24 protein-coding genes and 2 pseudogenes are annotated in these 22,783 nt (G+C 69.0%); 13 read left to right on the top strand and 13 right to left on the bottom strand.

What is annotated here, in order from left to right:
• Positions 1–253 precede the first annotated feature (253 nt).
• On the bottom strand, positions 254–538 hold the full coding sequence (locus tag ACZ69M_RS50420; RefSeq protein ID WP_470060433.1) for a hypothetical protein: 285 nt from the start codon (positions 536–538) through the stop codon (positions 254–256).
• Positions 539–769: 231 nt separating this feature from the next.
• Between ACZ69M_RS50420 and ACZ69M_RS50415 the strand changes: the two genes are divergently transcribed.
• Positions 770–1,645, top strand: a complete 876-nt coding sequence (locus tag ACZ69M_RS50415; RefSeq protein WP_470060432.1) for a DUF3592 domain-containing protein — start codon at positions 770–772, stop codon at positions 1,643–1,645.
• On the opposite strand, the gene ACZ69M_RS50410 is transcribed toward ACZ69M_RS50415, so the two are convergent.
• The 4 genes from ACZ69M_RS50410 to ACZ69M_RS50395 are packed head-to-tail and all read right to left on the bottom strand — an operon-like array spanning position 1,638 to position 7,149.
• Positions 1,638–2,882, bottom strand: coding sequence for a CHAT domain-containing protein (locus ACZ69M_RS50410; protein WP_470060431.1), 1,245 nt, complete (start codon positions 2,880–2,882; stop codon positions 1,638–1,640). The genes ACZ69M_RS50415 and ACZ69M_RS50410 overlap by 8 nt on opposite strands.
• Positions 2,883–2,899: 17 nt before the next feature.
• A complete protein-coding gene (locus ACZ69M_RS50405) occupies positions 2,900–4,576 on the bottom strand; it encodes a hypothetical protein (RefSeq protein ID WP_470060430.1) in 1,677 nt (558 codons plus the stop codon).
• Between the two features lie 3 nt (positions 4,577–4,579).
• Positions 4,580–5,788 (bottom strand): hypothetical protein, encoded by a 1,209-nt coding sequence (locus ACZ69M_RS50400; protein ID WP_470060429.1) that lies wholly within the window; start codon positions 5,786–5,788, stop codon positions 4,580–4,582.
• Entirely contained in the window at positions 5,788–7,149 is a 1,362-nt protein-coding gene (locus ACZ69M_RS50395) for a hypothetical protein (RefSeq protein WP_470060428.1), read from the bottom strand. Before ACZ69M_RS50395 ends, ACZ69M_RS50400 begins: the two co-directional genes overlap by 1 nt.
• Before the next feature lie 113 nt (positions 7,150–7,262).
• Here ACZ69M_RS50395 and ACZ69M_RS50390 point away from each other — a divergent pair, with 113 nt between their 5' ends.
• From ACZ69M_RS50390 to ACZ69M_RS50380, 3 genes are read left to right on the top strand one after another with little or no spacing between them, the layout of a single operon-like run.
• Positions 7,263–7,688 carry a hypothetical protein gene (locus ACZ69M_RS50390; RefSeq protein ID WP_470060427.1) on the top strand — a complete coding sequence of 142 codons (426 nt, stop codon included), beginning with the start codon at positions 7,263–7,265 and terminating at the stop codon, positions 7,686–7,688.
• Positions 7,685–7,966, top strand: coding sequence for a hypothetical protein (locus ACZ69M_RS50385; RefSeq protein ID WP_470060426.1), 282 nt, complete (start codon positions 7,685–7,687; stop codon positions 7,964–7,966). Before ACZ69M_RS50390 ends, ACZ69M_RS50385 begins: the two co-directional genes overlap by 4 nt.
• 1 nt (position 7,967) lies before the next feature.
• Positions 7,968–8,429 carry a hypothetical protein gene (locus ACZ69M_RS50380; protein ID WP_470060425.1) on the top strand — a complete coding sequence of 154 codons (462 nt, stop codon included), beginning with the start codon at positions 7,968–7,970 and terminating at the stop codon, positions 8,427–8,429.
• A gap of 313 nt (positions 8,430–8,742) precedes the next feature.
• Here ACZ69M_RS50380 and ACZ69M_RS50375 read toward each other — a convergent pair whose 3' ends face one another.
• Both ACZ69M_RS50375 and ACZ69M_RS50370 read right to left on the bottom strand, forming a co-directional pair.
• The gene (locus ACZ69M_RS50375; RefSeq protein ID WP_470060424.1) at positions 8,743–8,880 is read right to left on the bottom strand and encodes a hypothetical protein; all 138 of its coding nucleotides are present in this window, start codon (positions 8,878–8,880) and stop codon (positions 8,743–8,745) included.
• Between the two features lie 319 nt (positions 8,881–9,199).
• Complete coding sequence (locus tag ACZ69M_RS50370; protein WP_470060423.1) at positions 9,200–9,649, bottom strand: hypothetical protein; 450 nt, start codon at positions 9,647–9,649, stop codon at positions 9,200–9,202.
• Positions 9,650–9,667: 18 nt separating this feature from the next.
• Here ACZ69M_RS50370 and ACZ69M_RS50365 point away from each other — a divergent pair, with 18 nt between their 5' ends.
• From ACZ69M_RS50365 to ACZ69M_RS50355, 3 genes and pseudogenes are all read left to right on the top strand, one after another.
• A complete protein-coding gene (locus tag ACZ69M_RS50365; protein ID WP_470060422.1) occupies positions 9,668–9,790 on the top strand; it encodes a hypothetical protein in 123 nt (40 codons plus the stop codon).
• Positions 9,787–9,960 (top strand): hypothetical protein, encoded by a 174-nt coding sequence (locus ACZ69M_RS50360; RefSeq protein ID WP_470060421.1) that lies wholly within the window; start codon positions 9,787–9,789, stop codon positions 9,958–9,960. The genes ACZ69M_RS50365 and ACZ69M_RS50360 overlap by 4 nt, the downstream gene beginning before the upstream one ends.
• A 36-nt stretch (positions 9,961–9,996) precedes the next feature.
• Positions 9,997–11,078 (top strand): annotated as a pseudogene (locus tag ACZ69M_RS50355) (IS256 family transposase); the annotation flags it as partial.
• Between the two features lie 13 nt (positions 11,079–11,091).
• Here the strand turns inward: ACZ69M_RS50355 and ACZ69M_RS50350 are convergent.
• A complete protein-coding gene (locus tag ACZ69M_RS50350) occupies positions 11,092–12,099 on the bottom strand; it encodes a glycosyltransferase family 2 protein (RefSeq protein WP_470060420.1) in 1,008 nt (335 codons plus the stop codon).
• 405 nt (positions 12,100–12,504) lie between these two features.
• Here ACZ69M_RS50350 and ftsW point away from each other — a divergent pair, with 405 nt between their 5' ends.
• Positions 12,505–13,830 (top strand): putative lipid II flippase FtsW, encoded by a 1,326-nt coding sequence (gene ftsW, locus ACZ69M_RS50345; RefSeq protein ID WP_470060419.1) that lies wholly within the window; start codon positions 12,505–12,507, stop codon positions 13,828–13,830.
• A 137-nt stretch (positions 13,831–13,967) separates the two neighbouring features.
• Here ftsW and ACZ69M_RS50340 read toward each other — a convergent pair.
• Positions 13,968–14,485 (bottom strand): annotated as a pseudogene (locus tag ACZ69M_RS50340) (FtsW/RodA/SpoVE family cell cycle protein); the annotation flags it as partial.
• A gap of 294 nt (positions 14,486–14,779) precedes the next feature.
• Between ACZ69M_RS50340 and ACZ69M_RS50335 the strand changes: the two are divergent.
• Complete coding sequence (locus ACZ69M_RS50335; RefSeq protein ID WP_470060418.1) at positions 14,780–15,541, top strand: hypothetical protein; 762 nt, start codon at positions 14,780–14,782, stop codon at positions 15,539–15,541.
• Positions 15,542–15,788: 247 nt separating this feature from the next.
• A complete protein-coding gene (locus ACZ69M_RS50330) occupies positions 15,789–16,244 on the top strand; it encodes a tellurite resistance TerB family protein (protein ID WP_470060417.1) in 456 nt (151 codons plus the stop codon).
• A 135-nt stretch (positions 16,245–16,379) separates the two neighbouring features.
• On the opposite strand, the gene ACZ69M_RS50325 is transcribed toward ACZ69M_RS50330, so the two are convergent.
• Positions 16,380–17,312, bottom strand: coding sequence for a M56 family metallopeptidase (locus tag ACZ69M_RS50325; protein ID WP_470060416.1), 933 nt, complete (start codon positions 17,310–17,312; stop codon positions 16,380–16,382).
• Between the two features lie 7 nt (positions 17,313–17,319).
• The gene (locus ACZ69M_RS50320; protein ID WP_470060415.1) at positions 17,320–17,709 is read right to left on the bottom strand and encodes a BlaI/MecI/CopY family transcriptional regulator; all 390 of its coding nucleotides are present in this window, start codon (positions 17,707–17,709) and stop codon (positions 17,320–17,322) included.
• Between the two features lie 692 nt (positions 17,710–18,401).
• Between ACZ69M_RS50320 and ACZ69M_RS50315 the strand changes: the two genes are divergently transcribed.
• Entirely contained in the window at positions 18,402–18,977 is a 576-nt protein-coding gene (locus ACZ69M_RS50315) for a TerD family protein (RefSeq protein WP_470060435.1), read from the top strand.
• A gap of 488 nt (positions 18,978–19,465) precedes the next feature.
• Entirely contained in the window at positions 19,466–20,047 is a 582-nt protein-coding gene (locus ACZ69M_RS50310; protein ID WP_470060414.1) for a TerD family protein, read from the top strand.
• Positions 20,048–20,080: 33 nt separating this feature from the next.
• Here ACZ69M_RS50310 and ACZ69M_RS50305 read toward each other — a convergent pair whose 3' ends face one another.
• Complete coding sequence (locus tag ACZ69M_RS50305; protein WP_470060434.1) at positions 20,081–20,329, bottom strand: GlsB/YeaQ/YmgE family stress response membrane protein; 249 nt, start codon at positions 20,327–20,329, stop codon at positions 20,081–20,083.
• Positions 20,330–20,512: 183 nt separating this feature from the next.
• Here ACZ69M_RS50305 and ACZ69M_RS50300 point away from each other — a divergent pair, with 183 nt between their 5' ends.
• A complete protein-coding gene (locus ACZ69M_RS50300) occupies positions 20,513–21,118 on the top strand; it encodes an SMI1/KNR4 family protein (protein WP_470060413.1) in 606 nt (201 codons plus the stop codon).
• Positions 21,119–21,977: 859 nt separating this feature from the next.
• On the opposite strand, the gene ACZ69M_RS50295 is transcribed toward ACZ69M_RS50300, so the two are convergent.
• Positions 21,978–22,532 carry a transposase gene (locus tag ACZ69M_RS50295; RefSeq protein ID WP_470060412.1) on the bottom strand — a complete coding sequence of 185 codons (555 nt, stop codon included), beginning with the start codon at positions 22,530–22,532 and terminating at the stop codon, positions 21,978–21,980.
• Positions 22,533–22,783 lie beyond the last annotated feature (251 nt).

Here is a 22,783-nt window from a genome sequence, read left to right as displayed (position 1 = left end):
CTCGACGGCGTTCGAGAACAGGCGAACCGCCTCATCGAGCAGTCGATGCAGGAGTGGGGGCGTGTCAGCCAAGGCGAAGCAACCGAGGGCTGAAGTGTGGGTTTGGTCCGTGACTGGTCCGGAAGTACTGGTCAGGAGCGGTACAGGTGGGAGGAACTCGGAGTTAGCATGCAAGCCGGGCTCGGCCGAGAGCAAGCTGAGGGAAAGGCGCCTGAAGGGTGAAAGACCAGGTCAGGCGCCTATTTTCGTGCGCCTAGAAGAAGCCCAGCTTCTTCGGCGAGTACGACACCAGGAGCTTCTTCGTCTGTTGGTGGTACGCCGTCAGCATGTCTCTGACCAGCGGCGATGTGGGACGCGGAAGGTGGGCGGCAGACGTTGGCCCGGGCATGGTCGGGATCTTGATCGTCTCCTCGGCGCCCGCGTGATCGCGGCCGTCCACGAACCACGCGACGACGGCGAACGCACGGACACGCAGGGGAGCCCCGCGGGTCGAAGGCGGGCCGCGTGGACGGTTGTCCTGACCGCGGGTCTCCCTCACCCTCGGCCCTGTCCGACAATTGCGGACGGTAGGGGGCCGACGGCACCTACCGATCCCAGTTCGGGAAGATGTGTAGGTCGTGATTGATGCGCCGGTTCGCATGAGCCTGGCCCAGAGCGGTCAGAGCTGTGATGAGCTGTTGCCTCACGTCGGCCGGCCGGATTGAAAGAGATGGCCGGCCCGACCCGAACCTGGGATCGGTAGAGGTCCTGGCAGCGAGAGCCTCGCCGCATGGACCTGCAGAAGATGCTCGGGCTGTGGTGGACGGTGCCCGCTGGGCTGGCGTTGTTGGGCTATGCGTGTTCGCTGGCCGGGCTGACCCGGCCGCAGCGGGCCGTGTGGGTGACGGCTCGGGTCGTGGAGGTGGATCCGCCGGGACACGGTGAGTCGGGGGAGCACGGGATGCCGGTGACGATCGCCTACCAGGACCCCGGCACCGGGCGGGAGTTCAGGCTGCGACACGAGAACAAACGTGGCGACCGGGTACTGGTGGCCTGGGTGGGGCAGGAGTTCCCGGTCCGGTTTCCGCGACGGCGGCCGGAGCGGTTCTATCTCATGCTGGACAGCGAGGGGCGGACATCCGGGGTCGGCGGGCCGAACTGCATGGTGATCCTTCTGGTGTTGGGACTGGTCGTCCAGTCGTTCTTCGACTGGGGCTGGCAGTGGGGGCTGATCTGCGTGGGCGGCCTGCTGCTCCTCGTCGTCGCGCTGAGCCGGGACGGCGAGTACGCCCGCGCCCGCGCCGCCCAACTGGCCGAGGGCGTGACCGTCCAGGGGCGCGTGGTCGCCGTCACCAGGGACGTCTACTCCGACGGCGAAGGCGGCGAGAGCGTCAGCCACGCTTCCGTCGTCGCCTTCACCACCCATGAGGGCGTCGAGGTCACCGCGCTGTGCGAGCAGGGCATCCGGGACATCGCCGAGTCCCTCGGCCGTGACATCCCTCTCCGATACGCGCCCGCCGACCCGTCCCTCCTCACCGCCGACCCCGACCACGAACGCCATGAGCGCACGTCGAACATCAGGTTCATCGCCGCTCTGCTGGTCACCGGGATCGCCGCGATCGGGGTGGGCGGATACTGCCTTCACCACCCCTGGCCCTTCACCTGACGATGCAGGTCAGGGCCGCCCAGAGGAGGGGCGAGTGCTCGATCCGGCCGTCGGCACGCCACTGGTCGAGCTGCCGTCGCTGCCAGGCGCCGAGATGGCGGACCGGGTCGTGGTCCTCGTGGGCCGCGTCCACGGCGACCACGGCCTCCGTGAGTGGCCGTACGGACTCCGGCAGACCGGCCAGGCGGTGGAAGGCGAAGCTGGTGGGGAGCACCCATCGGGTGGCGGTGACCAGTTGGGCGCCGTTGTGGATCATTGCCGTCGCCAGGCCGAAGGACTCGGCGAAGCGGAGATCGCCGCCGCTCTCGCAGGCGATCAGCGCGACGCGCGGCGGCGCGGGCCAGAGCTGAGCGCCCGGCACACCATCCGCGCCCAGCGGGAGCGTGCCCAGGAGAAGATCCTTGGCCGACAACGGGCGGTGCGTGCGCACCGGTTCGGTCATCCCCGTGGTCTCCGGGCCGCAGCACAGATGGAGGGTGGCGTCCTCGCTCTGCCCGCCCTCGACGGGGGCGCCGCTGACGTGACCGACGTACATCAGGCGACGGGCACCCTTGCGCAGCGCCTCGCCCAGCCGGTCGCGGTCGAGGTCGGTGCGGCGGAAGGCCTCGGAGGGGGTGGCGACGGACGGTACGACGGTGCCCGAGTCGAGCCTCCGCTGTACGAGGGACAGCAGCGCCGGGTCCGAGCCGGGCTGCCCCAGGACCGAGCCGAGCGGGGAGTCGGCGCGGAAGCCGGGGACGCGGGGGTCCAGGACGAGAATCACGGCGTCCGAGTCCGGGTCCTGACCGGTCGGGGTGGTGCCTGCCCGTCGTAGCGATGCCGGTGCCGTGGTCGCGATGTCCACGAGGTCGATCAGCCGTACGGCGCTGTCGTCACCGTCCACGGCGAGCAGCTCCCACGGGACCTGGGCGACCCGGGGCGACGGCTGGAGCCGCATCAGCGGACGGCCCAGGTGGGCGGATACCTGGCGGATCTGGTCGGTCAGGCCCGGCGGCCACAGCACCTCGGCCAGCATGCGGGAGAGACGGCGCTCGTCCTCGTACGTGGCCAGCGCGCCGGACTCGAACGCGCGCCGCATGCCTTCCGTGCCGCCGCCCGGCAGCTCGGCGGCCAGCGCGCGGATGGCCTCGTCGACGTCCGGCCCCGGGGTGTACCCCGTGCCGAAGCCCTGGGCCCCACGGGCCCACGTCCAGGTCATGTGCAGGTCACCGGCGTCGGCGAGGCGGACCTGGACCACCGGACGGTTCGGGTCGGTCAGAGCGTCGGCGGACAGAACGGCACCTCTTCCTCGCTCACGATCCGCCGGTGATAGCGGAACTCGGCTGCCCGGACGTACTCCTGGAGCGCGGTACGGCCGCCCGCCTCCGCCGACATCACGATCTTCGGTGGCGGTGCGACCCGCAGGCCGACGGAGGCGGCGGCCTCGGCCGCGATACCGCCCAGCGTCAGGGGAGCGTCGTCATCGGGGGCGTACGTCTTCATGGCGGCGTCCGGGAAGACCGCCGCCTTGTCGGCGGTGGATGTACGGCTCAGCGCCAGGGAGGCGCCCGCGCATCGGTGTTCCACCAGCTCGAAGATCAGCCCCTGGTCATTGCTGCGGAGGGCCAGGCGGAAGACCAACTGCATGGCCTCGTCGGCAAGTTGGAACCACTGGTTGCGAGCGTGAGCGGTGGCGAAGTCGTAGCGGGCCGCTTCCAGCGCCAGAGCTGCGGGCAGGGCGAGGGAAAGCACGTTGGCGATCGAGGTGCGTTCGTGGACGCCGTGGTCGGTCCGGTTCAGGTTGTCCTCGAGGGTTCGCGCGAGCATCAGGTCCACCTGGGCGCACCGCTCGTACACCCCGCGCTCCTGGTACACGTCCCGCGCGCCTTGGGCGAGCCGCTTCATCTCGTCGATGTCGCCCCGCTCGTACGCGTGCCGGGCGCCCATCAGCATGGTGTCGGCGGCGGCGATCGCGGCACCGACCTGCTGGAAGCGGGCGAGGCTGGACGCCGTCAGAGCGGCAGCGCCGACCGCGTCCCCGCGGTGTGCGGCGATGGCGGCACGGGCCTGTTCGCAGACCGCCAAGTCCTCGGCCTGGCCCTGCCGTTCGAAGAACTCGGCGGCCTCCGCGTACAACTCCTCCGCGCGGTCGAGGTTGCCGGCCTGCAGCGCCGCGTACGCCCGGTGGGAGAGCACCTGTTGGCGCCCCGCGTGGTGGCCCAGCGTCAGATAGGCCTCCTCGGCGCGGGCGAAGTAGTCCTCCGCCTGCTCGAACCGCACCGTCGAGGCGCAGACTACCCCCAGACAGTCCAGCAGATACGGCTCGGCGAGCGGCGCGTCGGCCAGCAGCGCGGAGGCCAGTTCCTCGGCCGCGCCCCAGGCGCTGCGGTCCATCAGCAGATGCACCCGGCTCAGGCCGATCTCGGCGGTGCGCCGCCCCTCGAGGTCGTCGAACTCCGACAACAGGGCCGTCGCCTCGTCCATCGCCTCCTGCGCCTCGTCGAACTGCCCGGTTCTGCGCAGCAGTTCGACCCTGGCCAGCAGTGTCTTCAGCAGGATCTCCAGCCACAGCCGGCGGCCGTTCGGTCCCATCGGCACGGACGCGATGCCCCGCACCAGATCGAGGGACCGCCCGATGGACAGGGCCGCTTCGGGTAGATCCGTGGCCGCGAGCTGAACCGTCCCGATGTCGGACGACAGGTGCCCGCGCAGGAGTCGTACGTCGGGGGAGTCCTCGAACGACTCGGCCACGGCGAGGAGTTCGCCGTAGACGGCCAGCGCCGCCGGGAGATCCGGGGTGAGTTGATGGCGTTCGGCGAGCGCGAAGCCGCTGTCGAAGGGCTCGCCGTAGCTGAGCCCCACCGCCTGCTCTTCCTGTTCCGTCGCGTCTTCCGGGTCCTCCGGGTCCTCCGGGTCCTCCGGGTCTTCGGTGTCTTCCGTGTCTACCGGCATTGGCTAGTAGTCTTCCTCCATGGCAGCGGCAGCCCCGATCTCGGCGAGGAACGGGCCCGGGTGCGCGGCCTCGCCGTCGCGCGTTGCCGCCGCGACGCCGAGCCGGTGCCGGGCCAGGGCTCGTACCGCCGCACGTGCCGCACGGTCATCGGCACCCGGCCCCGGGTCGAACCCCGGTAGCAGGATGCCGACTTCGACGCCCGGTGTCGTCGAGGCCGGGATGTCCAGGTCCGCCCGGCCGGCCCACACGTCGTCCCGCCTGGCCAGCAAAACGCGGTTCGGCGGGCCGCCGTCCACGTGGACCTCCGCCGCGAGGCGCACCCCGTCCACGGGGGCCGCCATGCCGGCGACGACCTCGACCTCGATCTGCCGCCCTGCGCCGAGCGCGTACACCGTCCAGGACACGGCGTCCTCGGCCGCGTCGACGAAGCCGGGAGGACAGCGGCACCAGTCGTTGGTCCCCGAGCCCCGGGCGGTCACACGGCCGGTCGCGGTGCGGAGGCTACCTGCCGCGAGGGTGAACTCCTGTTGCTGTACGAAGAGTCCGGCGAGGTCGAGCGGCGTGACGGTCGGCGTGTGGTCCCGTTCCAGGGCCGACCGGAGGCGCCGTAGCGCCTCCCTGTCCAGCCCGCCGTTGTCGGCCGCGTCATCGATCATCCGTAGGACACGGTCCAGTTGGCGAGGCGAGGCCTCCGACTGCCGCCAACGGATCAGTGGGTCGAGCGCGGCCAGGTGCTCGTCCAGTAGTTCGGCACCCTCCAACTCCCCTTGATCGTCGAGAAGTTGCTGGCATTCGTGGGTCAGTGCGGCCAACTCCAGCCCCAGCACGTCCGGTTCGAGCGCGGGAATCCCGTCCAGGTACGACGTCGGCCACCAGCGGGCCGCCCAGTGCCCGAGGGCGAGGCGGGCGGCAGCCTCGGCGAGGGCGGTCGGCTGCTCGGGCAGCGTCAGTTCGGCGGCCGGCGTTCCCGACGCGACGGCGTCGACAGCGGCGGCCGTACGCTCGCCGTAGACCGCCCACAGCCACTGCTGGGCCTGCCCCACGTCGTGAATCTCCGCTGCCGGCAGACCTGTTGGGCCGAGGACGGGCCAGGTCAGAACGGCGCCCGCGACTTCGAGAACGGCCCGGGTGAAGGTGGGGCCTGCGGAGGGTCCCGCGATGCGTACGGTGCGGTCCTCGGCTCGCGTGATGGCACAGCGCCGTTCAGGCATCACGCGCTCCTCGGCTCGGCGGCGGGCTCGGGGGTCGCCGACAGGGTGCGCAGTGCCGTACGGACTCGGGCGCGGTGGTCCATCATCACCGAGCGGGCGACCCCGTCGAGCACGCCCCAGGCCGCTGCTGCGTCGGGCAGTGCCGCGTTGCGGACGTCGCGCCCGTGCAGCCGTACCCAAAGGCGCCGCATGTACGCGGCCCACGGGGTGCGCAGGTCCTGGGCGAGGGTGTTCAGCACGCCGCCGTCCGGGTCGGGGCGGGGGGAGACGGTCATCCTGCGGGCTCGGAGGACCGAAGCCTCCCGCTGCCAGCGGCTGTTGACGATGCGGTGTGCCGCCGTCGACCCTGCCACGGAGGTCCCGGTGCCGAGCGGATCGAGGCCCACCGCGAGTCGGCCGCCGAGCACGACGGTGACGCGCAGGCTCTCGTCGTGCAGGCCGAGCGGGGCGCAGCTGCGGTCGACCTCCCGCCGGACGAGCTCCGGCACGGTCGGCAGGTGCTCGCGGTGGGTCGACGCCTGGAGCACGGTGAAGAGCCGTTCGAAGAGCGTGCGGTCGAACGGCGCGGGGAGGGTGGCGGTCGAGGCGCTCCGGCCGACCTCGGGGCGTGGGGGCACGCGGTGCGCGGTCAGTCCGAGGTGCGGGGGTACGTCGGCGCGGTCCCAGACGTCGGCCGGGTGCGCCGCCCACAGGGCTCGCCCGAGCAGGCTGCCGTGCCTGGCTCGGACCATGGCGGCGAAGGCCGGCGCATCAGCCCCCGCCGCACCGCAGGTCTCAAGAACCTCGGCCGCCGGGCCCGTATCGACGGGGCCCGGTACCGCTTCGCGTCCGTCCCACCCCGCTACCAGCTCGGCGTCGAGCCGGGCGCGGCGGGCGGCGTCCGCCAGATGCTCCTTCAGCGCCTCCACTGTCCGTCCGCCGGAAGCATCCACGACGTCTTCGAGTACCGCCCTCGCCACCGCGTCCGCGCCGGGCCCCGGCGCCCCGTGCTCGGTCGCCAGCTCGAAGCACCGTTGGAAATACAGGTCCTGGGGGTTGCCCGCCACGATCCCCAGTGCCCGGCGGGTCTTTTTCAGTAGCGTGAACCACCGTGCCGTCGCTTGAAGAACCGCGCCGGACTCCCGTATCAGCGCGTCGAGTTGCTCCGCCTCCCGCGCGTCGAGGAAGTCGGCGGCGAGCTCCGGACGCAGCGCGGGCCGGACGATCAGCGGCAGCACGATCAGCTTGACCGTCCGGGTCAGCGGCGCGCCACCGGGCCCGCTCAGCGCCTTGGGACCCGGCCCGAGGCCGCGCCAAGCCCTGTCGATGACCATGGCGCGCGGACGGCGCTCGCCGGTCGACGGCTGGCTCGGAGACGGCATGGGCAGAGCGTACGTCCTGGGGGAACTGACGGTCGAACCTGGGATCGGTAGGCGCTGCCCGCCTCCTAACGTCCACACCACCAGGCAGAACGGACCGGAAGGGCAGGCAGGGCATGGGAATCTTCGGCAAGGGCAAGAGTCGCGACGAGAAGGCCGCCAAGATCGCGGAGCAGGTGGCCGGTGGCAAGGGTTTCTACGGCCGTATGACGCGCGCGGCGCTCGGCGGAGAGGACTACGCCAAAGTCCAGCAGTCGCTAGGCGCGTACAACTCCGTTGCCACCGTGCAGCAGTTGCTCGCCACGGGCGTACCGACGACCCCCGCCGTCGTCGTGTCGATCAGCGACACCGGCAAGCTGGTCAACTTCGACCCGGTCGTCGACCTGGTCCTCCAGCTGACCGGGGTCACCGCAGACCTGATCACGCTCCAGACCATCGTCTCGAAACTGAGCATCCCCCGCGCCGGTGATCAGGGACTACTGATCGCGGACCCCGCCAACCCCGGCGGCTACCTCTACGCGGGAGCCGGAGCGACGCCGTGACGACACCGCCGAACGAAGTACTGGCCAACGACACCACCCTGCTCACCTTCGACGGCCGGGTGCTGGAGGTGTTCGGCTTCGGCGACGCGCACCGCCTGCACATCTGGCAGGAACCCCGGCTGGAGTTCGGCACCGGCCGCAAGCCCAGGATGGAGATCATCATCGGGCAGCCGGGACTGCCCCGCCACTCCTTCCCCTACGACCCGGAGCGCCTCGACGCCCTGCGTGCCTTCGCGGCGCGGCTGGCGCGGGGCGTGGCCGAGAGACCGCGGCTGTGACGTGACCGGCGGGGAGAACGGCCCCGCGCCGACACAGGTGTCGAAGGTCGGTCCCTGGGCAGCCGCCTGGATGTACCTCTTTCTCGTGGCGCTCGGGCTGTTGGGACCGTTCCTGATGGTCCTCGGCGTCTTCGCCGGCCAGGGCTTGGTGATCACCGGCATGGTGTGCACGGTGATCCTCGTACCCCTGGACTTCGTGCTGGGGATCACCGTCGCCGCCGAACGGAGGCACAATCGGCGGCTCGACGCCTTCGGGGTTCCGGCGACCGCGGAGATCACCGAGCTGACCGAATGGGACACCGGGGACGACGGCGGTGCCGTGGTCGTCCTGCGGGTCAGCGGACCGGGCTTCCCGACGTTCGAAGCCACCTGGAAGCGCTCGCAGCATCCCGCCCTGCGCGTGGGCCTCCGCCTCGACGCCGTGGTCGACCCGTCTCGGAACCTGTTCCGTGTCGTGCTGTGACCAAGCCGACGGAGACCACGAGGCGTCTCAACTCCTGCGGGAGTCCTACCAGATGGCCGATCTCCGACGCACCGAGTCCGAGAGGAGCCCCTACCATCTTGCCTGGCCGAGGACGGGGGTGCGGCTGTCCGCTGATGCCGTCGGCGACGCCGCAAACGGGCCTGGCACAGGGGGCGCGTGGGGGACGCCGGGGTGTGAGCCCGCTCCGGCGCTGGAAGAGGTGCGGCAGCGGCGGCCCGATGGCGAGCTCGTGGCAGCCGTCGCGCGCGACGAGAGGGATCGTGCCGGCGTCGTCCCTTGCGAAGCCGGGTGATCACGTGCCGGGGACGTTGGCGAGCAGCAGAAGCCGTTCTTCGTCTCCCGTGCGCCAGGGCCACGGCCCGGGTGCCTGCGTGCCGTCCGGCAAGGGGAAGGTCCAGCGGAGTCCCCGGAGTTCGGCGAGGGTGGTCACCCCCCCCGGGCACGGAACGCTCCTTCCCGGTCGTGCCAGCCCCTTCCCGGCAGGATCGCCTCACCGACGCGCTCTGCGAGGTCGGGCGAGCAGTTCCGGCAGCCTGGTGCAGCCCTCCGCGCGGGACGGGGTGGGGCGCCCCGAGACGATCTCCCGCAGTGCCCCTCGACCTCGCGGGTGTCCGTAGCGCGCAAGCGGCTCACCTGCCTTTCGTATGGGGCGGATTGCGGCGACGGCCGCACGGACGAGATTGTCGTCGTGGGAGCCGGTCATGGCCCGAAAGAGGGCCTCCTCGACGGCGAACGCCGATACGTACTGTTCAGCCACTACGCTCTCCCTTGGCCTTGAACAGGGGCCGGTCGGCGTGCAGTCGGGCCCGGACCCAGTCGGGGCTCGGCCGGCGTGACTCCGGGAGGGCCTCCTCTGCGTCCCCGTCCTCTTCCTCGTACACCTCCGGGACAAAGATCTCGCGGACAGCCCGAAGTTGCTCGGGCGTGGGGTCGTACGCGTCGATCTCCACGCCCAAGGTGCCCCTGCGGTAGTCGCTGAACTTGTCGTCGAGGACCAGAGCCCGGGCGTGCGCCGCGCCGGCGACCTCGAAGGTGATGTCGTTGTAGTGGGCGTGGACCACGCCCCGTGCGCGCAGGTCGCCCTCGACGTAGAGCGCGTCGTACGACACCAGGTCCCGTACGACCAGGTCACCGAGGACGACCAGCATGCCGAGGCCGGACACGTGGTCGCCCTGATCGTCCTCGCTGTCCTCCGCCACGACCAGCGGCTTTCTGACATGGCGGGCGGCAACGACATCTCCGCCTCCACCGTGCGCCGCTGGCTGCTGGAAGTGATCGAGTTGCCACGGACGGGAACGGCGCGCGGTGCGCCGCAGACGAGAAGAGGAATGCGCAAGTGAACACGGTACGAGCCCGGGTGTGGCAGTTCCAGGTGCAGGAGCCGGTGGTGACCGTCACGGAGGTCGGGCAGGTCGGGCCGGCCCGGCTCATCCACATCAACGCGCTCGCCTGCGACCACAACCGCGGAGGGCGTACCTTCCCGAATGATCCTTTGATGGTCACCGAGTAGGCCCGCGTTCGCAGCGCGGGTCGGGAAGGCACGCCCGTGCTCAGCGTAGTGAACGCCGAGGGTTCCACCGTCCGGCCATATCATCGACGAGATCGTCCGCGAGGGCGCCCGCCGAATGCTCGCCGCCGCACTGGAAGCCGAAGTCAACCAGTCATAGCCGAGTTGGCCACGGAGACCGACGAGCGCGGGCGTCGTTTGGTGGTCCGCAACGGCCACCACCGGTCGCGGACCGTGACCACCGCCGCCGGCCCGGTCGAGGGTACGGCCCCGCGCGTGAACGACAGGCGCGTCGATGCGGCCACCGGCGAGCGAATGCGGTTCTCCTCGAAGATCCTGCCGCCCTGGTGCCGGAAATCGCCCAAGGTCAGCGAGGTTCTCCCGCTGCTGTACCTGCACGGCCTGTCATCCGGGGACTTCGTCCCGGCGCTGGAGCAGTTCCTCGGCTCCTCGGCCGGGCTGTCGCCGGCGACCGTGACCCGGCTGACGAAGCAGCGGCAGGACGACCACGCCGCCTTCCAGCAGCGCGACCTCGCGGCCAGCGACTTCGTCTACGTCTGGGCCGACGACGTGCACCCCGAAGTCCGCCTGGGCCAGGCCCACTCGTGCATCCTGGTCCTGCTCGGGGTGCGCCTGGACGGACCCAAGGAGCTGATCGCGCTCGCGGAGGGCCTGCGCGAGTCCACCGAGTCATGGGCCGACCTGCTGCGCGACTGCCGCCGTCGCGGCATGCGCCACCCCGAACTGGTCGTTGGTGACGGCGCGATGGGCCTGTGGAAGGCGCTCGCCGAGGTGTTCCCCACCACTAGGCATCAGCGCTGCTGGACAAGGCCCGAAACGTCTCGAACGCCCTGCCGAAGTCCGCTCAGCCAGGCGCGACGAAGGCGATGCAGGAGATCTACAACGCCGAGGACCGCGCACACGCCGAGAAGGCGATTGAGGCGTTCGCGAAGACTTACGGCGCGAAGTGGCCCAAGGCCGTCGCGAAGAGCACCGACGACCGGGAGGAGCTGCTGGCGTTCTACGACTTCCCCGCCGAGCACTGGATCCACCTGCGGACCACGGATGCAATCGTCAAGGAGGGCAGGTCACGGGTCGGCGCCGGGGATGGCGGGCAGGCGGGGACTGCCGGGGCTACCGTCCGCGGACGGCGGCACCCTGAGAGACGAAACTCCGCGCGCGCTGGGGGAGACGGGCGGCCTTCAGCGCACTGTATCTCCCGCTCGCCACGAGTTGGAACTTGACACCCTCCCGACTTTCGGGGTGTTCGTAGCCGTCGGGGAGGAACCGCCGGTAGTGCTCGCTGGCGCGTTCGAAGAACTGCGGGCGCTCGGAACGGGAGAGACATCCCTCGAGATTGAGAAGGAAGAGGTAGTGACGAATCATACGAGTGAAGAGAAAGGGAGCCACAACGTCCAGGGCGTCGCGCTCCTCGAGCAAGTCGAAGGTCTCCTCGTATCGGCCGAAGACGTCGAAGTGGGTGCCGTCCGGTGAACCTGCGGGGTGTTGCGTGTGCCGACGACGGATCTGGACGCAGTTCCATTTCAGGACGGCGACCCGGTCGGCGGCGAGCATGGCGCGGTGGACGACTGTGACCTCCTCGTGGAGACCGTCAGGGAACGCGAGTTCCTGCCGGATCCACAAGTCGCGGCGGATCAAACGGTCCCAGGAGTAGGCGGGAGCACCGAACAACTCGGGCTGGTCGATCGAGGCGAAGGGCTCACGTCCCTGCCGGGCAAGCAGGCCGGCGGCGGCACCGGGCCACGAGCGGCCGCGATGGAGGCGAGTGTGCCCGAAGAGAAGAACATCCGGCTCGTCTGCCGATTGCAGCTGATCGCCCATCGCCTGAAGCGTTTCACCCCCGATGATGTGATCGCTGTCCAGGAACAGCAGGTAGTCACCGGCGGCGCGCTCCGCCCCCGCGTTGCGTATCCGGCCGATGCCGACGACGCCCGTCAGCCGAACGACCGAGACCCGCCCATCGCGCCGAGCATAGTCATCCACCAAGTCCGCAGGGCATTCAGCAGACTGGTCCAGGACCGCGACAACCTCCACGTCCCGGAAGGACTGGTTCAGTATCGAATTCAGGCAGACCTCCAGCTGTCCCTGAAGGTCGTGCGCGGCGACTATGACACTGATCATCGGGGAACCGAGCATAGTGATCGAACTTAGGTGGACAGCTCGCAGCGTGACAAGTCCCGCGGGCACCCAGTGCACAGCAACATACAACTCGCTCACCTGAGACCTCGGAACCCTCACCTGCCCCACACATCTGGCGAAGCTCCGTTCTAAGCTTGGCCTACCTTCCAAGCGTGGGTCTGAGTCGATCATTCGTAAGATCGGCGGGCCCGCAGCCGGGTGGCGTCCGGCTCGACGATCGCGATCCGCGAACCCGCGTACCGCCAGGGCGGTGACGGCGTACACCGTCCGCCCGGGCCAGGACGCATCGTCGCCGTGTGCGGGTCGCGCGCCGCAACGGTTGAACACCTGCGCAACTCTTAAAGTGTTGGCGTGGAGAGGCGAACACCTCGTGCCCGAGGCGGCACGGTGACACGTGAGGTCCGACGGGCTGAACGGGCAGGGAACGCAGGGGAGCGGCGGCGCCGAGGGCACGCAGGAGGGACGGCCGGCCCGCGGCGAGGTGTGCTGTATCGCGGTGGGTTGCGGGCGGGGCGGTTCTGGGACCGCCCATTGACGGCGTATTACCTAGTGGCTGGCAGTGCGGTGCTGATCGCGGGGCTGGGGCTGGTGATGGTGTACTCCGCCTCTCAGATCCAGGCCCTGCGGTACGGGCTGTCGCCGACGTTCTATCTGCGCAGGCAGGTTCTGGCGGCGGCGGTCGGGCTGGTGCTTCTTCTGCTGGGTGCGCGGATGCCGGTGCGGTGGCAGCGGTTGCTGGCCTATCCGCTCCTGGTCGCGGTCTTGGTGCTGCTGGGGCTGGTACAGGTGCCGGGACTGGGGCGGACGGTCAACGGCAGCACCAACTGGCTGTCCCTTGGCGGCCCGCTCGTGCTCCAGCCCAGCGAGTTCGGCAAGCTCGCCTTCGTCGTATGGGGCGCGGACCTGCTCGCACGCAAGCAACGACATCAGTTGCTGGGCCAGTGGAAACACCTGCTGGTGCCGCTGGTACCCGGAGCCCTGCTGTTGGTCGGACTGGTGCTGCTGGGCGGGGATATGGGGACCGCGGTGATCCTGTGCGCGGTGCTGTTCGGCCTGTTGTGGCTGGCGGGTGCGCCGCTTCGGCTGTTCGTGGCCGCCCTGGCGGGGGCTGGACTGCTGGCCGCCGTGCTGATCACCACCAGCGGGCACCGGATATCCCGCTTCGCCTGTCTCGGGGCGAGCGACCCCGGCCGCGGTGATCAGTGCTGGCAGGTGGTGCACGGCCTGTACGCACTGTCCACCGGCGGGCTGTTTGGCAACGGCATCGGCGCCAGCGTGGAGAAGTGGGGCCAGTTGCCGGAACCACACACCGACTTCATCTTCGCCGTCACCGGAGAGGAACTCGGGCTCGTGGGCACGCTGTCCGTGCTCGGCCTGCTCGCCGCGCTGTGCGCGAGCGGACTACGGATCGCCGCCCGCACCGTAGATCCCTTTGTACGGTTCGCCTCCGGAGGGGTAGTCACCTGGATCGCCGTGCAGGCATCCATCAACATCGGCGGAGTCCTGGGACTCGTGCCGATCGCCGGGGTACCCCTGCCGTTGTTCTCCTTCGGCGGCAGCGCGCTCGTCTCGGCCCTGTACGCCGTGGGACTCCTGCTCTCCCTCGCCCGCAGCGAGCCAGCGGTCCGTACGGCGCTCACCGCCCGCAGACGTGCCGGAATCCGGGCCGCCCTTGCGCGCGTGCGGCCCTGTCTGCGACCACGCAACCGATGAGGCGGCGTCATCGTCCAGGCGCGGGATCCCCGGAGGAAAGGAGACGAGCGGTCCCGTGCGACCGAAGCCGTACCGTACGTCAAGGCCGGTGCGCGTGCGGTCCGGTGCCGGGGCAGTGACGCACGCCGGGAGACGGTCAGGCGGATGCCCTGCAGGATGCCGGCGGCCACGCAGCAGGCGAACATCGACGAGCCGCCGCAACTGACGAACGGCAGCGGCAGGCCGGTGACCGGCATGATGCCCAGGTTCATGCCGATGTTCTCGAACGCCTGGAAGGCAAGCCAGGCGATGATGCCGCCACCACCGTCCCGGACAGGTCGCTGCACGTGCGGGCGATGCGCAGCGCCGACCACAGCACCACGCCGAGCAGGGCCCGGCGCCGACAAATCCGAGTTCCTCCCCGGCGACGGTGAAGACGAAATCGGTCTGCTGCTGCTCGGGCACGAACTGGCTGGTGGTCTGGGGGCCGAGGAAGAGGCCCTGCCCCCAGCAGGCCGCCGGAGCCGATGGGAATGCGGGCCTGGCTGGTGTTGTAGGCCACGCCGGAGGGGTCCAGGGCCGGGTCGGCGAACGCGGCGAACCGGTTGAACTGGTACCGGTCCAGCAGGTGCAGCTGCCACACCGCGACTGCGCCCAGCGCGCCGGCCGACAACAGGCGGCGATCCACCGCACGGGGTCGCCCAAGCCGCCTGATCAACTACTGCCCAGCGGGTGCATCCTGCCTGACGATTCACGATGCGCGAGTCGTCACAGCGACGACTCGGCCGCTGGGGGCTTCCCTGCCGTCGCTGCAGTAGCGCGATTCAAGGGCACCAAGGACGCGACGACGAACAGACCGAAGAGGGTGATGGGCAGCAGCCCCACAGGACGCAGCAACCTCGCAGGATCATTCACGTGACCGGGAGCACTCGCTACCACGGCTGCATCAGGTGGGGGAACCCTTTAGAGGTTGCGCAATCCGGTAACCATTAAACTCGGCACCCTTCGACCTCAACCGAGTGCGGCCGTCCGCACGGACGCGGACGCCGCAAGGTCTTCTTTCATCGGGGGATACATGCCGGATCCTGAGCTTTCAGGGGACGAGAGCAGCATCACTTTCGAGCGGTTCCTGGACCAGGCCCTGAACTCCCAGCAGGTCGGGTACGCCCTGGACCGCTGTGGTGGGGCACTCAACCGCGAGCAATTGCGCACCAAGGCGCTTGAGGCGCGTACCGCCATCGCCGCCGCCGTGGCCGTTGAGTATCAGGGCTATCGCGAAGCGAGGGCCGCGGCCGCTGAGCGGGACGGCCGACAGGACGCCGCTGATGTCGCGACGGCCGGCGCACGCAGCGGAGGCAGTCTTCTGCCGGTTCTGGCGGTGCTCGTGCCGAGCCTGGCGAGCGTCGCAGCGGCCCTTTTCCTGCTGTCCGGGTTCGGTATGCGTGCTATCGGCGGGCGCCCCTACATTGGCGGGGGTCTGATCACGGCAGGCCTGATCGCCGCCTCCGTGGCTTTCGGCGCGGTGATCGGCGATCTTGTCTGGCTGCTGATGGCGGCGGCACGCAACCGTCCCGTCGCGGAGCACGGGCTGTCCGGTGACTCTGATCCAGATGTGGACCAGGCGCGAAAGGCGTGGGAACTGGCTCTGCTGGAGCGCGGGATCCTGCCGTTCCTGCTGGGGCGTCTTGAGGAAGGCCAGGTGGGGGGAAGAGCTGGCCACGCCCCGCGTTAGCCCACGCGGTCAGGTACGAGGGGTGCGGCAGCGTCCGCCCAGTCGTGGACCGGCGCGAGGACTGCCATCGAACGCGACGGCGGCCAAGTAACCTACCCGATTGGAGACTTCACCGGGCGACATGTGCCGACAGAGACGCGGGGCGGGCCCGGTCGCGCTGATATCTTCTACAGCACTGTAGAAAAGAGTTGGCTGCCTGGTTCGCTGTCGAACGCGACGTGGGCGGCCCGTGGCTATCGGAGTCGACATGGCCCTGTGGGACCGCATCAAGGAATCCGCATCGACGATGCAGACCCAGCTCGTGGCGAAGAAGAACGACCTGAAGAGCGGCGCGTTCCGCGACGCGAGTATGGCGATGTGTGCGCTCGTCGTGGCTGCCGACGGAAAGATCGACCCGGCCGAGCGGCAGCGCGTCGCGCAGCTGATCTTCAGCAATGAGGTGCTGCAGAACTTCCCCGCCGAGGACCTCCAGCGCCGTTTCGATGACAACCTGAACAAGCTGACCGCCGACTTCGAATTCGGCAAGGTCAGCGTGCTTCAGGAAGTCGCCAAGACGAAGAAGAAGCCCGCCGAGGCGCGCGCGGTCATCCAGATCGGCATCGTCATCGGCGGCGCCGACGGCGACTTTGACGCTACGGAGCGCGCCGTGGTCCGCGATGCCTGCTTCGCCCTGGGGTTGCCGCCCCACGAGTTCGACCTGTGATCACCCGAACTCTCTGAGGCGATCACCGCTATGGCCGCCAGAGGCACCCCTGTCGGCCACAGCGAGATGAGGGCTGGAATCAGGATGAGCGATGACGGCTGATTGGCGGCCCGTGGCGCCGGCCCTGAGGGCGGGTTAGAGCGGGGTAGTCGCACGCAGGAGCAGTGCCAGTGTGATCGCCGAGTTCGCCGAGAACATCGCAGACAGGGTGGCGCCCCCTGTTGCGGTCCAAAGTGCCAGGCCCACGGTAGTGAAGGCAGGTGGCCAGGCGCGCACCGTGAGTGGAGGGCCGAGCAGGGCCGCGACCCGGCGCGGGAGAGGGCCAGGTGCGGCGAGGGCCGCGAGCGTCGCTGGTGAAGTGCCGCCCGAGACGAGGGCGGCCTTGCCGATCGCACGGGCGACGACCTTGCGGCTGCCGACGGCCTCGGCGGCCTGCTCGTCCGCCCATCGCTCGGCCATGTAGGTCACCGCCGAGTGCAGGGGCCACAGGAACGGGTTGGCGCAGGCCGCCAGTTGCACGGTCAGGAGGTGGCGGTGGTGCCGGGCGGAGAGGTGGGTGCGCTCATGGGCGAACAGGGCCCGGCGCTCCCGAGAGGTGAGACAGGCGAGCATGCCGGTGGAGACCACGATCCGGTCGAGCGGCCCGCCGGGGAGTGCATAGGCGTACGGCTTGGTGTCGGGCAGCACCGCCACTGCTGTGCGCGGCAGGCCCGAGAGCGCTTTGTGGGCGCGCCGCCGTACCCGGCAATGACGAAGTAAGGCCCGGCCGCAACTCACGACAACCGTGATCAGTGCGGGAATTGCGACCTTCCCGGCGATCTCGTGACGTGGCACGCTCCGGCGCACCTCAGGATCCGACCAGCCGTCCGGCAGGGGGTTTCCGGGCAGTTGTGCGGTGCCGACCACCATCAGCAGCGCCAGGCACAGCGTGCTGCACAGAGCCATGACACCGGCCACGACGGTCAGCAGCACCGTGGCGGTGCGTGGATGCAGGCGCTGCTCGGCCAGGCGCGCGATAGGCCACGCGGTCAATGGCAGCACGAGCGGCAGAAAGACGAAGACCCCCATGACTGCTTCAGTCCTCCGCCTCGTTGCCCGCTTGGTCCAGCAGTTCGCGCAGCAGCTGCCCGTCGTCGATCGGCAGCGTGGTGATGAAGCTCGCGAGCACTGCCCTTCGGTCGTGTCCGCCGTCCAGCACGCGGTGCATCTTCAGTGCGGCGAGTCCTGCCTCGTCCGCGGTGGGCATCCACACGAACGATCGGCCCTCCCGTCTGCGGGCGACGGCCTTCTTGACCAGCAGCCGGGTCAGGACCGTCATCACGGTCGTGTACGCGAGATCGGCGGCCAGACGCCCCTGGACCCAGCCCGCAGTCACTGGCCCTTCAGCGGTATGAAGCGCCGAGAGGACCTGCGTCTCCAACTCGCCCTGTGCTCTGCGCTGACGACGCAGAGGGGATTCCGCCACCCTCGATTTCCCTCCCGCATCGACCCCACTTCGCCCCGCGTGTACGTGCGCCGTACATCGTATAGAGCCGTGTCCGCAGTTTGTCTCCACCGGTCGCGGCGCGCGCAGCGGAGCCGCTGTCCGGTAACGGCTACGGGCCAGCTCCGATTTTGGCAGGTGCGGCAACGGCCGGAGGCCGGTGAGTCACCGGGGTCCAGCAGCGCGCGGAGGGGGCTGTCCGTCGGCCCCGGTAGGGGCGCGAGGAACCGTGCCCTTACGGCTTGCCGGTTCATTTGCCCGTCCATCACTGTGCGCATGCACGGAGCGGCGAGGGCGCCGGATCCCAGGAAGGCGCGCCCGCCTCGCTCGCGGAGCGCCATTCCATTGGCGTGGAGCCGGGGCGGCGCGGTCAGCGATGGTGTGGGCGAGATCGCCGCTGAGCACCTCCGTCACACGGGCTGTCGGTACCGGGCGACGGGTGGCATGAAGGACCGCCTGTACCTGAGCCTCCAACTCACCGGAGCGCGGCCGTGCTGTGTCTGTCGTCTCGTCACATCCCATTCATCCCAGGTTCTTTGCTCGCCTGCGGTGACGCATGGCGCAGTCGGCGGAGTCTGCTCGTGCCGTCCTCTCGCTGGTTTCTACAGTGTTGTAGATTCTAGCTCGGATCCTTTCCCGGATCTGAGCCGACCGCATGCGTGGAGGAATGGATCATGGGTGTTTCCCTGGCCAAGGGTGGCAATGTGTCTCTGAGTAAGGAGGCGCCGGGCCTGAGCGCCGTGCTGGTGGGACTGGGCTGGGACGTGCGCACGACGAGTGGCGCCGGCTTCGACCTCGACGCGTCCGCGCTGCTGCTGAACGAGTCGGGCAAGGTCGTCTCCGATCAGCACTTCGTCTTCTACAACAACTTGAAGAGCCCTGACGGTTCGGTCGAGCACACTGGCGACAACCTGACTGGTGAAGGTGAGGGCGATGACGAGAGCATCAAGGTGAACCTCGCCGCCGTGCCGACCGACGTCACCAGGATCGTCTTTCCTGTCTCCATCCACGATGCCGAGAACCGCGGGCAGAGCTTCGGGCAGGTGCGCAACGCGTTCATCCGCGTGGTCAACCAGGCCGACGGCGCCGAACTCGCCCGCTACGACCTGTCCGAGGATGCCTCGACGGAGACCGCGATGGTCTTCGGCGAGCTGTACCGCAACGTCGCGGAGTGGAAGTTCCGTGCCGTGGGGCAGGGTTACGCGTCAGGGCTGTCCGGGATTGCCGCCGACTTCGGTGTCAATGTCTGACAACCGTCCGCGCCAGTGAGCAGGGTGGGGGGCGAGCCCCCGGCCCTCATCCGCCCGTACGGTGAGCTGGTCGTCCGTGCTGTGCCCGCCGAGCCCGACAGGGAGGCCGTGTGACCAACGTCCCCGGCCTTCGTCCGGAGGACCGAGCGGACTCCGAGTCGGTGCTGTGTCTGGCTTGACCTCGTCAACATTCGCTCTGCGCTGGGTCGGAGTTCGCCGCGTCGGTCACCACAGCCGGGTGGGTGCTTGCCCTCACCGCGGTAGTGACCGCACTCGTCGGCCCTCTGCGCTGTGCTGCGTACGGCCGTCCTCCAGCGCAGTGGCCGAGGGCTCGACGGCCAGGGGCCTGAGGGCGGAGACACCGTGGATGGGACCCGGGAGAAGTGGCGGTAGGACCTTCTGGAGCGGGGCGCACTGCCCCACCTGCCCGAATCCTTCGCCCCATAGATCGCTACCCGAACAACCAGCTAATGAAAGCGAGATGACGCATGTCGGTCAACCTGAGCAAGGGTCAGCAGGTCAACCTGAGCAAGTCCGACGGCAGCGCACTGAGTTCCGTACGGATGGGGCTGGGCTGGCGGGCCGCTCCCCGAAAGGGGTTCCTGGCCAAGCTGACCGGGCCGCGCGATATCGATCTGGATGCCTCGGCCCTGCTCTTCGCCGGCCGTCAGCTGTCCGACGTCGTCTTCTTCCAGCACTTGGTCAGCGACGACGGATCCGTCCGGCACACCGGGGACAACCTCACGGGTGGTGCGGGCGCCGGTGACGACGAGACCATTCTCGTCGATCTTGCCCGTGTGCCCGCGCACGTCGATCAGATCGTCTTCACCGTCAACTCCTTCACCGGCCAGACGTTCGCCGAGGTCGAGAACGCCTTCTGCCGATTGGTCGACGAAACCACCGGCGCCGAACTGGCGCGTTACACCCTTAGCGGCGGCGGTACCCACACGGCGCAGATCATGGCCAAGTTCCACCGCAAGGGTGGTTCCTGGCAGTTGCAGGCCCTCGGTGAGCCCGCGGCCGGTCGGACGTTCCAGGACCTGCTGCCAGCCATCAGCGCGCACCTGTAGCCCCGGCCTTCGAGGGCCGGAAGCCGTAGCCGGTCAGTCCCGCGAGTTGCCGAACAGGATGCGGTACCCGATGAGCAGGACGAGTGAGCCGCCGATGGCCGCGCCCCAGGTGGTCAGGTCGAAGAACTGCTTCTCCACGGGGCGGTCGAAGAACCGGGCTGAGATCCAGCCGCCCACGAAGGTGCCCGCGACACCTATGAGGGTCGTACCGATGAAACCGCCCGGATCGCGGCCGGGAAGCAGGATCTTGGCAATCGCTCCCGCGAGAAGCCCGAGGATGATCCCACGGCCCGCGGTACGTTGCCCGACGGTTCTCCCGGCATTTCCTTCAGTCAGCCCGTCCAGAACTCGATCTACAGCCCACGGCAGGGAATGACGAATCTTGGCACGGTGGTGGACAGCCACAGCGGCGTTGCCGTGCCGACCGGCTCAACGCCGTAATAATCTTCGAGAGGTGATGGATTCGTGTTCTGGCTTGAAGAAGTGAGGCGCATCATGCCCTCCCATCCGGGAGCCGGGGGCACAGTGGACTGGGGCACCATCGAGGACAGTTGGGGCACTCGTTTCCCCAGCGACTACAAAGAATTCATGGCCGAGTACGGCGAAGGTGCCATCGATGACTACTTGTCGTTGATGGCACCCGAGGCCCATAGCGAACCCGGCGGCGAGTCCTCGTACCAGGGCATGCAACAGGAAACGTGGAACGCGGAGGACATGTGGCGGGCCGCCAGGCCGGAGGTGGTGGAGACTCCGCGCCTCGTCGCCTGGGGAGTGGATTCCAGTGCGGACCTTCTGTGCTGGCTGGCCACGGACGCCGATCCCGACAAGTGGCCCGTGGTGGTATGGAACCAGGACGACGCGCGATGGACCGAATACCGGTCCGGAATGGTGGACTTCCTGTGCCGTCTGTTCCGCGCGGAATTTGACGAATGCCCGCTGGGCGCGGTCTCACTCTGGGGGGTCGCTTCCCCGCGTTTCCTGCACAGGGCCGAGGAACAGCGGCTGCGGAAGGCCGGAATCTCCCCGTGGACCGGTGAACCCGATCCGTTCGCGGGTATGTTCGGAGACTGAACGAACCTCTTTCCGAGTGGCGGTCAGCGGGTCCCCCGAGAACATGCGCAACTGCGAGGTGAGGTGATGCTCGCCTACGCCGTCGAGCGCGGGCACACTTTCTATAACCGGCTTCTGTGCCGGCGCGCTGTTCTGGGGATGAACAAGAGAGAACGAGCTGGAGACGCTGCCCGCACCGGTGGACAACCCTGGCGGCAAGAACGACTGACGCGACCGCTACACACATGAAGCACTGAGCCTTTCCGTGCGCCCAGCAGAACAGGAGGTGACACCGTGACGTAGCGGTGTTCTTGCTGTTCGGAAGCTCGTCGTCGCCTGCCGGTGGAAGTCCGGTCCGGGTAGCTGCCAGGAGGCCCGGTAGCAGGCTGGCGGCGTCGGAGGGAAACGTCCGGCGTCGAAGCCCAGCGTCAAAGGCCCTGCAAGGGGGAGCGACGATACGGTCCGTAGCATCACGCGAAGCCTGCGGCATCGTTACTCAGCCACTCTTTCGGGTGGGACGAGGGAGTGCCGAGCCCTTCGAAATCGGGGTGAAGGCCATGGAAGCGGTGAAGATCCTGGACGGGCAGCCGCGAAGAACTTCCCGGCGTATGGGGTGCGGAACGTATCGAAGGTGGCGATGGGAACTGGGGGCCCTCTCCGGCCCGATGACCTGCGGATAGACGTCATCGGAAGCGGCGCGTCCTATAACCGGTGACCCCGGGAAGTGGACGCGGGCCGGGTGGGCGTCGGAGGTGGCCGTAGTACCGCTTGCAACCGGGAGACAACACAACTCCCGGTGAGGGAAGGGTCACTGCTTCGTCGCTGCGTCATGAAGTGAAGGAGGAGCTCGGTGAGTGCCCGTGTGCTAGTGCTGGATTCCTCAAACGAGGTACATATATCGGCGTCGTAGTCGTCGGGTTGGCGGTTCCGGTCTGCCCCGGATCCATGGGTTCGCACGGGAGTTGGGTTGACTGGTCGCGAGGGCGGTGGCGTATGCGATGTCGTTGGGGTTGGCGAACGAGCGGCCGGCGGGGGCGGCCTTGCGGAAGATGCGCCACCAGCCTTCCTGGAGGTTGAGCCAGTACGCGCCGACGGGGATGAAGGCGTGGTGGATGCGGGGATGTTCCTCGAGCCAGGTCCGGGTGGACAGGCTGTTGTGGCTGGACAGGTTGTCGGTGACGATCCAGATCTCGCCGTTCGGGTTGGCGTCTTCGACCTGTTGCAGGAACTGCTGGTGGAAGATGCTGTTGCGGGAGGACGCGGTCGTGGTGAGGGCTTGGCCGTCGGTGGGTCGCAGGCCGCCGTAGACCCAGGTTTTCTCCGGTCCGCGGCTGTAGTCGAGCTCCGCTTTGATCCGGTGCCCGTCGGGTGACCAGGCGGGTGCGGGTGGGAAGGTGCGGGGGATTACCGGCCCCGGTTCGTCGGCGCAGATCACCGTCGCGTCGTCGGGCGGGTGGGCGCAGAGGCCGATGATCCTTGTCCTTCTGGGACGAAGTCTGGGTCCTTCGACCACATCCAGGACCGGGTGCGACGCCGGCGCACACCCTTCGCGAGAAGGATGCGGCGAACCTGCGAGCGGCCCACCTCGATTCCCTCGCCCCGCGCTGCCGCGGCCAGCCAATCCAGCGTCCACTCGGACGGCCCCGACTCGTCGAAGGCCCACAGTTCCCCCACGGGCTCCCACCG

The organism is Streptomyces sp. NPDC107454, from assembly GCF_055582885.1.
The sequence above is the reverse complement of the archived record's forward strand: the minus strand, read 5'-3'. Positions and strand labels throughout refer to the sequence as shown.

Excerpts from the sequence above, each read along its gene's own strand:
- ACZ69M_RS50415 (WP_470060432.1), top strand. The coding sequence starts at position 770 with ATGGACCTGCAGAAGATGCTCGGGCTGTGGTGGACGGTGCCCGCTGGG.
- ACZ69M_RS50405 (WP_470060430.1), bottom strand. The coding sequence starts at position 4,576 with ATGCCGGTAGACACGGAAGACACCGAAGACCCGGAGGACCCGGAGGAC.
- ACZ69M_RS50400 (WP_470060429.1), bottom strand. The coding sequence starts at position 5,788 with ATGCCTGAACGGCGCTGTGCCATCACGCGAGCCGAGGACCGCACCGTA.
- ACZ69M_RS50395 (WP_470060428.1), bottom strand. The coding sequence starts at position 7,149 with ATGCCGTCTCCGAGCCAGCCGTCGACCGGCGAGCGCCGTCCGCGCGCC.
- ACZ69M_RS50390 (WP_470060427.1), top strand. The coding sequence starts at position 7,263 with ATGGGAATCTTCGGCAAGGGCAAGAGTCGCGACGAGAAGGCCGCCAAG.
- ACZ69M_RS50365 (WP_470060422.1), top strand. The coding sequence starts at position 9,668 with ATGGCGGGCGGCAACGACATCTCCGCCTCCACCGTGCGCCGCTGGCTG.
- ACZ69M_RS50350 (WP_470060420.1), bottom strand. The coding sequence starts at position 12,099 with ATGATCAGTGTCATAGTCGCCGCGCACGACCTTCAGGGACAGCTGGAG.
- ACZ69M_RS50330 (WP_470060417.1), top strand. The coding sequence starts at position 15,789 with ATGGCCCTGTGGGACCGCATCAAGGAATCCGCATCGACGATGCAGACC.
- ACZ69M_RS50325 (WP_470060416.1), bottom strand. The coding sequence starts at position 17,312 with ATGGGGGTCTTCGTCTTTCTGCCGCTCGTGCTGCCATTGACCGCGTGG.
- ACZ69M_RS50315 (WP_470060435.1), top strand. The coding sequence starts at position 18,402 with ATGGGTGTTTCCCTGGCCAAGGGTGGCAATGTGTCTCTGAGTAAGGAG.
- ACZ69M_RS50310 (WP_470060414.1), top strand. The coding sequence starts at position 19,466 with ATGTCGGTCAACCTGAGCAAGGGTCAGCAGGTCAACCTGAGCAAGTCC.